This is a genomic window from Confluentibacter lentus, from assembly GCF_002806995.1.
In the GTDB taxonomy this organism is placed as follows: Bacteria; Bacteroidota; Bacteroidia; order Flavobacteriales; family Flavobacteriaceae; genus Confluentibacter; species Confluentibacter lentus.
In genome coordinates this window covers 1-13,169 of sequence record NZ_NIHE01000001.1, presented here as the reverse complement: position 1 = coordinate 13,169, position 13,169 = coordinate 1, and the positions used below count along the sequence as shown (strand labels likewise).

General features: G+C 33.9%; 13 protein-coding genes. 7 read left to right on the top strand and 6 right to left on the bottom strand.

Annotation, left to right across the window (positions count from 1 at the left end; all coding sequences use genetic code 11):
• Positions 1–91 precede the first annotated feature (91 nt).
• The 6 genes from tgt to CDH50_RS00040 all read left to right on the top strand — a co-directional run bounded on the left by tgt (position 92) and on the right by CDH50_RS00040 (position 7,413).
• Complete coding sequence (gene tgt, locus CDH50_RS00065) at positions 92–1,222, top strand: tRNA guanosine(34) transglycosylase Tgt (RefSeq protein WP_100609860.1); 1,131 nt, start codon at positions 92–94, stop codon at positions 1,220–1,222.
• An 88-nt stretch (positions 1,223–1,310) separates the two neighbouring features.
• Positions 1,311–2,387 (top strand): LptF/LptG family permease, encoded by a 1,077-nt coding sequence (locus CDH50_RS00060; protein WP_100609859.1) that lies wholly within the window; start codon positions 1,311–1,313, stop codon positions 2,385–2,387.
• Entirely contained in the window at positions 2,374–3,288 is a 915-nt protein-coding gene (locus CDH50_RS00055) for a DMT family transporter (protein ID WP_100609858.1), read from the top strand. Before CDH50_RS00060 ends, CDH50_RS00055 begins: the two co-directional genes overlap by 14 nt.
• Before the next feature lie 137 nt (positions 3,289–3,425).
• Positions 3,426–4,379 (top strand): acetyl-CoA carboxylase carboxyltransferase subunit alpha, encoded by a 954-nt coding sequence (locus CDH50_RS00050; protein ID WP_100609857.1) that lies wholly within the window; start codon positions 3,426–3,428, stop codon positions 4,377–4,379.
• 166 nt (positions 4,380–4,545) lie between these two features.
• Positions 4,546–6,087: a replicative DNA helicase gene (dnaB, locus tag CDH50_RS00045; RefSeq protein ID WP_100609856.1), complete on the top strand. Its 1,542-nt coding sequence runs from the start codon at positions 4,546–4,548 to the stop codon at positions 6,085–6,087.
• A 141-nt stretch (positions 6,088–6,228) separates the two neighbouring features.
• Positions 6,229–7,413, top strand: a complete 1,185-nt coding sequence (locus CDH50_RS00040; protein WP_100609855.1) for an asparagine synthetase B — start codon at positions 6,229–6,231, stop codon at positions 7,411–7,413.
• A 1-nt stretch (position 7,414) separates the two neighbouring features.
• On the opposite strand, the gene CDH50_RS00035 is transcribed toward CDH50_RS00040, so the two are convergent.
• A complete protein-coding gene (locus tag CDH50_RS00035) occupies positions 7,415–7,864 on the bottom strand; it encodes a hypothetical protein (RefSeq protein WP_100609854.1) in 450 nt (149 codons plus the stop codon).
• A gap of 128 nt (positions 7,865–7,992) precedes the next feature.
• Here CDH50_RS00035 and CDH50_RS00030 point away from each other — a divergent pair, with 128 nt between their 5' ends.
• Positions 7,993–8,415: a secondary thiamine-phosphate synthase enzyme YjbQ gene (locus CDH50_RS00030; protein WP_100609853.1), complete on the top strand. Its 423-nt coding sequence runs from the start codon at positions 7,993–7,995 to the stop codon at positions 8,413–8,415.
• Here CDH50_RS00030 and CDH50_RS00025 read toward each other — a convergent pair.
• The 5 genes from CDH50_RS00025 to thrS all read right to left on the bottom strand — a co-directional run bounded on the left by CDH50_RS00025 (position 8,412) and on the right by thrS (position 12,645).
• Positions 8,412–9,224 carry an HAD family hydrolase gene (locus tag CDH50_RS00025; protein ID WP_100609852.1) on the bottom strand — a complete coding sequence of 271 codons (813 nt, stop codon included), beginning with the start codon at positions 9,222–9,224 and terminating at the stop codon, positions 8,412–8,414. The two genes, CDH50_RS00030 and CDH50_RS00025, sit on opposite strands and share 4 nt — an antisense overlap.
• 148 nt (positions 9,225–9,372) lie before the next feature.
• Positions 9,373–9,717, bottom strand: coding sequence for a 50S ribosomal protein L20 (gene rplT, locus CDH50_RS00020; protein WP_100609851.1), 345 nt, complete (start codon positions 9,715–9,717; stop codon positions 9,373–9,375).
• Positions 9,718–9,867: 150 nt separating this feature from the next.
• Positions 9,868–10,065, bottom strand: a complete 198-nt coding sequence (gene rpmI, locus CDH50_RS00015) for a 50S ribosomal protein L35 (RefSeq protein ID WP_100609850.1) — start codon at positions 10,063–10,065, stop codon at positions 9,868–9,870.
• A gap of 69 nt (positions 10,066–10,134) precedes the next feature.
• Complete coding sequence (gene infC / locus CDH50_RS00010) at positions 10,135–10,683, bottom strand: translation initiation factor IF-3 (RefSeq protein ID WP_394337006.1); 549 nt, start codon at positions 10,681–10,683, stop codon at positions 10,135–10,137.
• Positions 10,684–10,710: 27 nt separating this feature from the next.
• On the bottom strand, positions 10,711–12,645 hold the full coding sequence (gene thrS, locus CDH50_RS00005; RefSeq protein ID WP_100609848.1) for a threonine--tRNA ligase: 1,935 nt from the start codon (positions 12,643–12,645) through the stop codon (positions 10,711–10,713).
• Positions 12,646–13,169 lie beyond the last annotated feature (524 nt).

Sequence of the window (13,169 nt, the reverse complement as noted above, 5' to 3'; positions counted from 1 at the left end):
TTTATTTTGATTAATGAACCTAGTTAAATGCTGTAAAACCATTTTAAAATTAAAAAAATATGTAGGTTTGCCGACTTATTGATTTCTTGATATGATATTTGAATTAAAAGCCAAAGACAGCCAAAGTAAAGCGAGAGCAGGAGTAATGACAACAGACCATGGTATTATTGAAACGCCTATTTTTATGCCTGTTGGAACTGTTGCTACTGTAAAAGGGGTACATCAACGTGAGCTTAAAAACGATATTAATCCTGATATTATTCTAGGAAATACCTATCACTTATATTTGCGTCCACAAACCCAAGTAATTGAAAAAGCTGGCGGCTTGCATAAATTTATGAATTGGGATAGAAATATTTTAACCGATTCAGGAGGTTATCAAGTGTATTCACTTTCTGCAAATAGGAAAATCAAGGAAGAAGGTGTGAAGTTCAAATCTCATATAGATGGGAGTTACCATGTTTTTACGCCAGAAAATGTGATGGAAATCCAACGAAGCATTGGGGCAGATATCATCATGGCTTTTGATGAATGCACACCGTATCCATGCGAGTACAATTATGCAAAACGCTCCATGCACATGACACATCGTTGGTTAGATAGATGTATCAATCACTTAGAAAAAGTGCCTTTTAAATATGATTATAGTCAGGCTTTTTTTCCTATAGTTCAAGGAAGCACTTATAAGGATTTAAGAATGCAATCTGCTGAATATATTGCCAATGCAGGAGCCGTAGGAAATGCCATTGGAGGGTTGTCTGTTGGGGAACCGGCCGAAGAAATGTACGCTATGACCGAGGTGGTTTGTAACATTTTGCCTGAAGATAAACCAAGATATTTAATGGGTGTTGGTACACCAATAAATATTTTGGAAAATATTGCGTTAGGTATAGATATGTTTGATTGCGTCATGCCCACTAGAAATGCCAGAAACGGGATGTTATTTACAGCTTATGGGACTATCAATATAAAGAATAAGAAGTGGGAAGAGGATTTCTCTCCTATTGATGATATGGGAATAACGTTTGTAGATACAGATTATACAAAAGCGTATTTAAGACATTTATTTATTGTGAATGAGTTATTGGGAAAACAAATAGCCACCATTCATAATTTAGGATTTTATTTATGGTTGGTTCGTGAAGCAAGAAAACATATATTAGCGGGAGATTTTAATGATTGGAAAAACAAAATGGTTAAACAAATGGATAATCGTTTATAAAGTTAAAAGTTAAAAGTTAAAAGTTAAAAGTTAAAAGTTAATTCAGCTAAACAACAAACAACTAAAAGACAAACAACCCAACAAAAAATTGAAAATACTAGACTGGTACATATTAAAACGTTATCTTTTTACATTTACCGCCATGTTATTACTGTTCATTCCTATTGGTATTACAGTGCATTTGGCTGAAAAAATAGGAAAGATTTTAGATAATAACGTGCCAATAAATGAAGTGCTTGTTTATTTTTTAAACTTCACAATTTATTTTGCAAACTTATTGTTTCCTTTGTTTTTATTTTTATCGGTTATTTGGTTTACTTCTAAGCTTGCCAATAATACAGAAATCGTAGCTTTTTTAAGTTCTGGGGTATCTTTTTCCAGATTTTTAAGACCTTATATTTATGGAGCCATTATTGCGTCTATTCTAGCTTTGGTATTGGGTTTGTATTTAGCACCCATTGCAAGTAAGGGTTTTAATGAATTTGACTATAAATATTTTAAAACAGGAAGAAGTGATGTGGAAAACTCAAATGTTTTTAGGCAAATAAATGAAAAGGAACTTATTTATGTCAGTAGTTTTGACCCTAAAAACAAGCAAGGGACTAATTTCATTTTAGAACATTTTGAAGATAATGTCATGACCCATAAAATTACGGCTGATATTATTAAATATAACGATGAAGACACTTTATATACCTTAACTAATTACACAAAACGTATTATTGGTGATATGCCGGATAAGTTAGAAAGCGAAAGAAAGAAAGATACGTTGTTCGCCTTTGATGCCGAAGATTTAACACCTGTTATATATATTGCTGAAATTTTGTCTTATAAGGATTTATTAAACTTTATTGAAAAAGAGGAATTGAGAGGGTCATCCAATGTAGGGCGTTATGAGTTAGTGCTTTATAGAAAATGGAGCTTGCCAGTGTCTGTTTTTATCTTAACCATTATAGCCGTAGCTGTGTCCTCTATAAAGCGACGTGGTGGTATGGGAATAAACCTGGCCGTAGGTATTTGTATTGCCATGGTTTTTATTTTCTTTGATAAGATTTTTGGGGTTATGGCAGAACAATCTGATTTTCCGGCGATAGTTGCAGCATGGTTCCCTAATGTTATTTTTGGCATCGTATCTTTATTTCTTCTTCGGAATGCTAAACGATAGGCTTAAGAATTACCTGCATTTGCATTTTTTAGTTTTTATAGCTGGTTTTACAGCCATTTTAGGGCAACTTATCACCATAAATGCCGTGCCTTTGGTTTGGTTTAGAATGTCAATCGCGTCTATTTTGATATTCATTTATATTAAAGTAGCCAAAATACACATCAAAATACCTTTTAAATCCGTTTTAAAACTGTCTATTGCAGGCATTGTCATTGCATTGCATTGGATCACTTTTTTTGGAGCCATTGATGCATCTAATGTTTCAATCACATTAGCAGTATTTTCATCAGGTACTTTTTTCGCTTCTATACTAGAACCTATTATTCACAAACGGCGTATCATTTGGTATGAGATTTTCTTCGGAATATTTGTAATTCTTGGTGTCTTTGTAATAACCCAAAGTGAAATCGGCTATATTAAAGGAATTGTACTTGGTATTTTGGCTGCCTTTTTTTCTTCATTGTTTGCAGTGCTTAATGGTAGTTTTTTAAAGCAACATACGGCAACTGTCATTTCATTTTATGAATTTATTAGTGGTGTTGTATTCATCACGTTTTTTATACTCATTTTTGAAGGTGGTTTTTCATTGCAATTTTTCAATTTAAGTGGCATTGACTTTTGGTATTTATTTATTTTAGGTTCAGTTTGTACTGCTTACGCATTCATTGCGGCCATTTATGTTATGAGGCATATTAGTCCTTATACTGTGGTTCTTACTTATAATTTAGAGCCTATTTACGGTATTATTATAGCTATTATTCTGTTTCCTGAAAAAGAAAAAATGAGTCCAAATTTTTATTACGGCGCATTGATTATTATCGTTACAGTCCTTTTGAACGCTGTGTTGAAAAATATGAGAAGACAAAAAAATAAAAGCCTCTTAGGCTTCAGGCAGAATTAAATTTTTTATATTTTCTTAGATAATTATTACTTTTGTAATTCGGGCTAAGAGAACCTATATTTAATGATTTTACTTAAGTTAAATTGAAAAAAATATGTAGGTTTGTAAGCTAATAAAAAATAGAATCATAAATTCTTATGGAATATTTAGATTTTGAACTTCCCATTAAAGAGCTTGAAGAACAGCTTCAAAAATGTCAAGTAATTGGTAAAGAAAGCGAAGTAGATGTTTCTGGAACTTGTTCGCAAATTGAAAAGAAACTTATTGACGCAAAAACCAAGATTTATAAAGATTTGACGGCTTGGCAGCGTGTTCAATTATCCAGACACCCAGACAGACCTTATACGTTGGATCATATTCGTGCCATTTGTGGGGAATCTTTTTTAGAACTTCACGGTGATAGAAGTTTTAAAGATGATAAAGCCATGATTGGTGGTTTGGGAAAAATTGGAGACCAAAGTTTTATGTTCATTGGACAGCAAAAAGGGTATAACACCAAAACTCGCCAATATAGAAACTTCGGAATGGCAAATCCAGAAGGCTATCGTAAAGCATTACGCTTAATGAAATCGGCCGAAAAATTTGGTATTCCTGTAGTAACGCTTATAGATACTCCGGGTGCATATCCTGGTTTGGAAGCTGAAGAACGTGGACAAGGAGAAGCCATTGCTAGAAATATTTTTGAAATGACACGCTTGAAAGTGCCAATTATCACAGTCATTGTTGGAGAAGGTGCTTCTGGAGGAGCTCTTGGAATAGGTGTTGGAGACGTGGTTTTGATGTTGGAAAACACATGGTATTCCGTTATTTCACCAGAGTCATGTTCTTCCATTCTTTGGCATAGTTGGGAGTATAAAGAACAAGCTGCCGAAGCACTGAAATTAACGTCAGCTGACATGAAAAAGCAGAAGTTGATTGATGAAATAATAAAAGAACCTTTAGGGGGCGCTCATAGAGACCGAGAAAAAACATTTAAATCTGTAAGCAATGCGATTGTTAGGCATTATGATGTTCTTAAAAACTTATCAGCAAAAGATTTAGTAAATCAGCGTATGGAAAAATATGCTAATATGGGAGTCTTCAAAGGATAATCCTTTTAAAATCATAGTATAAAAAAATCTGAGGTCCTTGGCTTCAGATTTTTTTATGCTTATTCACAATATTTTAAAGTTGTTAACAGTTCGATTGTTGATGGCTGGTTAACAATCATAATTTAAATAATATTTAAAAACTACTATAATTAGTTATTTTCGTTTTATGAAACAACCTGAACAAATTAAATCCTATAAAGTAGATAAAAGCACGCTAATTAGTCTTGAGAAAGGAAAAATACCTCCTCAAGCACTTGATTTAGAGGAAGTTGTATTAGGTGCTATGATGATTGATAAAAAAGGGGTTGATGAGGTTATTGATATTTTAAGTCCAGATGCATTCTACAAAGAAGCCCATCAGCATATATTTCAAGCTATTTACCAGTTATTTGAAAATAGCGAACCAGTCGACTTATTAACTGTTTCAACACAACTCAAAAAAAATTCAAAATTAGAGTTGGCTGGAGGAGATTTTTACCTCATTTCACTTACTCAAAAAGTATCATCTTCGGCGCATATCGAGTTTCACGCGCGTATCATTTTACAGAAATTTATTCAACGCAGTTTAATAAAAATATCCAGTGAAATTATTGAGGATGCTTATGATGAAACCAAAGATGTGTTTGATTTATTGGACAATGCGGAGTCCAAACTTTACGAAGTAACTCAAGGAAACATTAAAAAATCTAGTGAAACTGCTCAAGATTTAGTAATTCAGGCTAAGAAAAAAATTGAAGAAATATCCAATAAAGAAGGGTTAAGCGGAATCCCAACAGGATTTACAAAACTTGATAAGTTAACCTCTGGTTGGCAACCATCTGATTTAATTATTGTGGCTGCTAGACCTGGTATGGGTAAAACGGCCTTAACCCTGTCTATGGCAAGAAATATTGCGGTCGATTTAAATATTCCCGTGGCATTTTTCTCATTAGAGATGGCTTCTGTACAGTTGATTACACGTTTAATTTCGAGTGAAACTGGTCTGTCTTCAGAAAAATTAAGAACAGGAAAACTTGAAAAGCACGAGTGGGAACAACTTAACGTCAAAGTTAAAGGGCTTGAAAAAGCACCTTTGTATATTGACGATACACCATCACTGTCTATTTTCGATTTAAGAGCAAAAGCACGCCGTTTATCATCGCAACATGGTATTAAATTAATCATGATTGATTATTTGCAATTAATGACGGGCGGTAGTAGTCATGGCGGAAACCGCGAACAGGAAATTTCCATGATTTCTAGAAACTTAAAGGCTTTAGCTAAAGAATTGAATGTGCCTGTTATTGCATTATCGCAATTATCACGTGCTGTAGAAACACGTGGTGGTAGCAAAAGACCCTTACTTTCAGACTTACGTGAATCTGGTGCCATTGAGCAAGATGCGGATATCGTAAGCTTTATTTACCGACCAGAATATTATAAAATTGATGAATGGGATGATGAAGAACGTTCACCAACTGAAGGTCAGGCGGAGTTTATTGTGGCAAAGCACCGTAACGGTGGTTTGGAAAACATTCGTTTGAAATTTATTGGTCATTTAGGGAAGTTTGATAATCTGGATAATTTTGATTCGCCATTCGAGTTTCATTCTAAAATGAACGCTGCTGCCAATGATGATACTTTTAAATCTGATAATTTTAAAGCAAGTCCAGACCAAGCTTTCGGTAGTTCGTTTAATGATGACGATGATAGCGATGTGCCGTTTTAAAACATAAAACTTAATATTTCCCTAAAGCATTTTAAGTCAATATAATTTTTCATTACCTTTCGGTCTATGAAGAAAACCCTATCTATCATATTATTTTTATTTTTTTCCATACAAACGTTCGCTTCGTATGTATTGATTTCCATGGATACAGAGAGCCAAAAGAATCATTTAAAAGCTTATGGTATGACCTATTGGGTACTTAATAAAGAACTCAAGGTGAAGTGGCTGTTGAACTATAGAGGCGGCTCTTTTTTATTGCCAGATACCCCCGAAATTCAAAAAGAATGTCAAATTAGAGGCGTATCGTTTGAAGTGCTTTCAGATTCTAAAACAGAAAGTATATTAGAAGATATTAGTAGTCCAAGTCAAAATATGGAAGCCGTTGTTTTAGAAAAAGCGCCTAAAATTGCTGTCTATACGCCCAATGGAAAGCAGCCTTGGGATGATGCCGTAACGATGGTTTTACAATATGCTGAAATTCCTTATGAAACGGTGTACGATGAAGAAGTGTTGAATGATGGGCTTTTAGCGTTTGATTGGTTGCATTTGCACCATGAAGATTTTACAGGACAGTACGGCAAATTTTATGGAGCATATAGAGCAAATTCTTGGTATATTGAAGAAAAGAAGGCAGCTGAAGCCTTAGCTGAAAAGTTGGGATACAGTAAAGTATCTGAAGAAAAATTAGCGGTAGCGTTAAAAATCAGGGATTACGTTATAGGCGGCGGATTTATGTTTGCCATGTGTAGTGCGGCCGATAGTTTTGATATCGCTTTGGCTGCCGAAGGATTGGATATTTGTGAACCTATGTTTGATGGCGATGCTAGTGACCCAGGCTACCAAAACAGAATAGATTATAATAAAACGTTTGCATTTACCGACTTTACTTTGGAGCAAAACCCAATGGTTTATGAGTTTTCATCAATTGATATGACTCAAAAAAGAATGATTACCGCCACAAGCGATTACTTTTCTTTAATGGAATTTTCCGCAAAATGGGATCCCATTCCAACCATGTTATGTCAAAATCACACGGCTTTGGTGAAGGGATTTATGGGTCAAACCACTTCTTTTACTAGAGATGAGATAAAATCAAATGTTTTGGTAATGGGTGAGAGTAAAATAAATGGTGAAGCTAAATATATTCATGGTATAAAAGGGAAAGGCTTCTTCACATTTTATGGTGGTCATGACCCAGAAGATTATCAACATAGGGTAGGAGATTCTAAAACAGAACTGGATTTGCATCCTACATCTCCTGGGTACAGACTTATATTGAATAATGTATTATTTCCAGCAGCTAGAAAAAAGAAACAGAAAACCTAAATTAATTTTCAACAATGACGCTTTTGGTGAATGTGTAAATGTATCCATCGGCAACAGGTCCAGTTGAAGTCTCATTTTGGTTGATAATTAATTGGGTATCATTTGAAGCAAAAGAGATGCTTCCAAATTCATTAGAGTTTATAACAAGATAAGTTTTACTACTGGTGCCTATTGGAGTGATATTGTAAGAATAGTTCCCAGAATCCAAACCATCCTCTATGGCCGTGTTGCTATTTGTATTGGTAACAGTTAATGTAGAATTTCCATTCTTAAATTCCCAAATGATGACACCGGAAGCGAAATCATTATCAACACCGGCAACGCCTCCACTAACATTTTTTAAGTGCCAGAGCACTCTTGTTACTTGGGGAATGTCATTATTAATATCATTCAGGGAACAATTTGTTAAAGTAAAAAAGCTAATGCAAGCAATTATTAAATAATGTTTCATGTCGTTTTGTTTAGATTTTTATTATACTTGTTTTTAATGTAGATGTTATAAAACAAAAAGGTTGCGTCTATATAACCAAAAAATATAATAGATAGGCAAATTTAAAAAATCATATTAAAATAGTATTTATGAAGTTCCATCAAAAACAATTAAAGCTAAAAAGATATCCAAGAGGGTTTCATTTAATTACTAACGACATTATAGAATCAATACCTGAAATCAAGGATATAAGTATTGGGCAATTGCAGGTGTTTATTAAGCATACATCGGCTAGTTTATCAATTAATGAAAATGCTGATTACACTGTGAGAGGTGATTTTGAAAGACATTTTAATGTGATGGTTCCAGAAGATGCTTCTTACTATGTTCATACTTATGAAGGAAGTGACGATATGCCTGCGCATATTAAAGCATCTTTGCTTGGGTCTTCTGTTCAAATACCAATAACTCATGGTAAATTAAACTTAGGTATTTGGCAAGGTATTTATCTATGTGAACATAGAAATAATGGTGGTGGCAGACAATTAGTAATAACAGCTTTTGGAAATTAACTATATGACTTTTTGGCTTCAATAAGTTTTTCTAATATGCGTTCAACACCAAAATGGTTGTTGCTTTTAGTTTCATAAAGAGCAATTTTTTTAACATTTTCATGTGCATTCTCCATTGCAAAACTATAGGTGGCAAGTTTCAACATTTCGATATCATTATTATAATCCCCAAAAATCAAGGTTTCTTCAGATGATATATCATAGGTTTTTTGAAGCAACTCGATGGCATGTCCTTTATTGGCCAAATCATCTGAAAGGTCCACCCAATGTTTCCCTGAAATTTTAACTTTATAGTCGGGTTCTAAATGCTTAAAATGTGGATAAATATACTTCTCAGAATCTATATCATGATATAATGCAATTTTTATGATATCTTCTTCAACTTCGTCAATACTATCAATAACTGTAAAGGTTGGATAATATTCAGACAAAAGTTTGATATATCCATTGGATGCACTTTTAAAATATGCTTTAAACTTGGTGCAAAAAACAGGATGAATGTGATTATTTGCGTTTATTAATAATTCAACTTGAGATAAATACTCGTTTTTTATAGGTGTAGACAACAGGAGTTCTTCTTGTTTAATGACAATTCCGCCGTTTTCGGCAACTATGATGATGTCATCTTTAATTGAATTTAATTTTTCTGTGATGCTATAATAGGGTCTTCCGCTAGCAGCGACAAAAATAATGTTGTGTTTTTTCAATTCCTTGAATAGCTCAAAGAATAAGCTGCTAACTTCGTGATTGGAATTTAGTAATGTGCCGTCCATATCCGACACAACTAGTTTTATTTGGGATAAATCCATATGCTGTATTAATAATTTACAATATTAAGATTACTCTGTTTAACAGATGTTTCTAAAATATTAATTTGTAAAAAATGAAAAATCCGGTTCAATTAAGAACCGGATTTTATATTAAGCGAATAATATGTTTTACAATAGGCGAAACGCCTTATTTTATTTTCTCTACTACGGCTTTAAAGGCCTCTGGGTTATTCATAGCTAAATCTGCTAAAACCTTACGGTTTAATTCAATATCATTAGCTTTTAATTTTCCCATAAATTGAGAATACGATAATCCGTAAGCTCTGGCTCCAGCGTTAATACGTGTAATCCATAAAGCACGGAATGATCTCTTTTTGTTTCTACGGTCTCTATACGAATATAACATCGCTTTATCAACCGCATTTTTTGCTACTGTCCAAACGTTTTTACGACGTCCGAAAAAGCCTTTTGCTTGTTTAAGAACCTTTTTTCTTCTGGCTCTTTTTGCTACAGAATTTACTGATCTTGGCATAATTTTTAATTGTTTTTTGTAGTAGGCGGTTAGTTTGGCTATAGGTTTTGGTTATTAGTTTTGAAACTTTTAACTTTTAACTTTTAACTTTTAACTCTTTTATTGGCCTAACTCCAGGGTTTATAATTTATTTAACCAGTTAAAGGAATGTTACTTTAAACGTAACATCAATTTAACATTGCTCTCGTCTGCCTTATGTACCAAAGTATCATGAGTTAGAGCAAGTTTACGCTTTTTAGACTTCTTTGTTAAGATGTGACTTTTAAAAGCGTGCTTTCTTTTAATCTTACCAGTGCCAGTTAGTTTAAAACGTTTTTTGGCACTAGATTTTGTTTTCATTTTAGGCATCTTGTTCTCCTAGTTTTAATTATTTCGCTTAATTATTTTTGAATCCTGATAAATAATATTCAGGGATATTTATTTTTTTGGAGCTAAAAACATGGTCATACGTTTACCTTCTAATTTAGGCATCTGTTCCACCTTTCCAAACTCTTCTAAATCTTGGGCAAGTTTTAATAATAATATTTGCCCTTGCTCTTTAAATATGATAGATCGTCCTTTAAAGAATACAAATGCTTTTAATTTAGCACCTTCTTTTAAGAACTTCTCAGCATGTTTCTTTTTAAATTCGTAATCATGGTCATCTGTTTGAGGACCAAAACGAATTTCTTTAATAATAACTTTTGTTGCCTTAGCCTTTATAACTTTATCTCGTTTCTTTTGTTCGTAAAGAAACTTTTTATAATCCATAACCTTACATACAGGAGGGTCGGCATTAGGCGAAATCTCAACAAGATCCAATCCTTGCTCATCTGCTATTTTTAAAGCATCTCGGGTAGAATAAACCCCTATTTCAACATTTTCACCAACCAAACGAATGTTTGGAGACGTAATTCTAGAGTTAATTCTGTGCTTGTCCTCTTGTGAAGCCCTTGCACCAGGCTGACTTTTTCTTCTAATTGCTATGGCTTTATCTTTTTAAGTTAAACTTTTTTAAAACTGTTTTAATGTTTTGCTTATTTCGGTTTCAATGATTTTAGAAAATTCTTCGATGGTAATCATTCCTAAATCTTCTCCACCATGCTTGCGCACTGTTATTTTTTCTTGCTCTTGTTCTTGTTCTCCAATAATAAGCATAAAAGGGTACTTTTGCATCTCGGCTTCCCGAATTTTCTTACCTATAGTCTCATTCCTGTTATCAACAAGGGCGCGAATTTCGTCATTTTCCAGCAAATTTAAAACTTTTTCAGCGTATTTTTCATATTTCTCACTAAGAGATAATATGGCGACCTGTTTTGGCATCAGCCAAATAGGGAAATTTCCTCCCGTATGTTCCAATAATAACGCCACAAAACGCTCCATACTTCCAAAGGGTGCTCTGTGAATCATTACGGGTCTGTGCAACTCATTATCACTGCCTTTATATGTTAAATCAAATCGTTCGGGTAGATTATAGTCCACTTGAATAGTGCCTAGTTGCCAACGTCTTCCCAAAGCATCCTTAACCATAAAGTCTAATTTAGGGCCATAAAAAGCAGCTTCACCTTCTACAATAACAAAGTCTAAGCCTTTATCTGTAGCGGCATTAATAATAGCTTGTTCAGCTTTTTCCCAGTTTTTTACGTCTCCTATATATTTATCTGGATTTTCAGGATCTCTCACTGAAACTTGAGCCGTAAAATTTTCAAAACCTAAGGATCCAAAAACGTAAAGCACTAAATCAATAACATCTTTAAACTCTTTGTCCAATTGATCTGGTGTGCAAAACAAATGGGCGTCATCTTGAGTAAACCCTCTAACACGGGTTAATCCATGCAATTCGCCACTTTGTTCATACCTATATACAGTACCAAATTCTGCATAGCGTTTGGGTAAATCTTTATAGGACCATTGACTAGTGTTATAAATTTCACAGTGATGAGGGCAGTTCATTGGTTTCAATAAAAATTCCTCGTCTTCTTTAGGTGTACGTATCGGCTGAAAACTATCGGCACCATATTTTGCGTAATGGCCTGAAGTAACATAAAGTTCCTTTTGGCCTATGTGCGGCGTCACAACCATTTCATAACCTGCTTTCTTTTGAGCTTTCTTTAAAAAGTTCTCTAAACGTTCGCGTAAAGCCGCTCCCTTTGGTAACCATAAAGGCAAACCTTGGCCAACTCTTTTAGAAAAAGTAAAAAGTTCCAGTTCTTTACCTAGCTTTCTATGGTCACGTTTTTTGGCTTCTTCTAAAAAGGTCAAATATTCAGTAAGGTCTTTTTGTTTAGGGAAGGAAATAGCATAAACTCTTGTAAGTTGCTTGTTCTTTTCATCACCCCTCCAGTAAGCACCTGCAATAGATAGAATTTTAACCGCTTTTATAATTTCTGTGTTAGGAATATGTCCTCCACGACATAAATCCGTAAATGTTGAATGATCGCAGAATGTAATCGTACCATCTTCAAGGTTTTCAATAAGCTCAGTTTTAAACTCATTACCTTTATATATAGATAAAGCTTCTGCTTTAGAAATGGCGCGCATCTTAAAATCATGCTTGCCACGGGCAATATCAATCATTTTTTCCTCGATAGCCTTGAAATCTTTATCAGATATGGAATGGTCACCAAAATCTACATCATAATAAAACCCATTTTCAATAGCAGGGCCAATAGTAAGTTTAACACCAGGATACAATTCTTCAATAGCTTGTGCTAACACGTGCGCAGAAGAGTGCCAAAATGCCTTTTTGCCTTCATCATTGTTCCATGTATATAAAACTAAAGAGCCGTCCGTCGTTAAAGGTGTCGCCGTTTCAATGGTTGTACCATTAAAATTAGCCGAAATCACATTTCTAGCAAATCCTTCACTGATGCTTTTAGCAACATCCATGGGAGTAACGTTTTGTTGAAACTCCTTTACACTTCCATCGGGCAATGTTATATGTATCATTAAAATAAATTAAATTCAGGGTGCAAAGATAATAGTATAACAAATACACACAATATATATATAGGTATTATTATTTCTAATTTTTTTCTTGGCGTCACAGCACTTTGGGTGCTGTCGGGCTGTCCATTATATGTTTTGCCCCAAAAGCAAAAGGATGCCATTAACATCCCTAACGCTCGTTTCAAATAAAGTTTTTAGTTTAAAGTAACAATATAAGGTGTGTTTTTAAGTGTTATGTGGAAGTGCTTTTTGTTTAATTTAAAAGATAGCTTCATTGTTTTTGGCATTTTTTAGTCATAAATTCAGAATTTCAAATCAAGATTTAATGTCTTAATAGAAACATTTTTATAATTTTTAAGTAAAATTACCCACCTAACCAATTGATAACAATGATCTTAAAAGGATGTTAAAAAAACCTCAAAAAAAGGTTTCAAAAAGTTTGCAAATAAAAGGGAAAGGGTCGTATGTTTGCAGCCGCTAAAAAAGTGAAAGCTTAGGGGCGTCGTTCGGCATGAGGTTTTGGG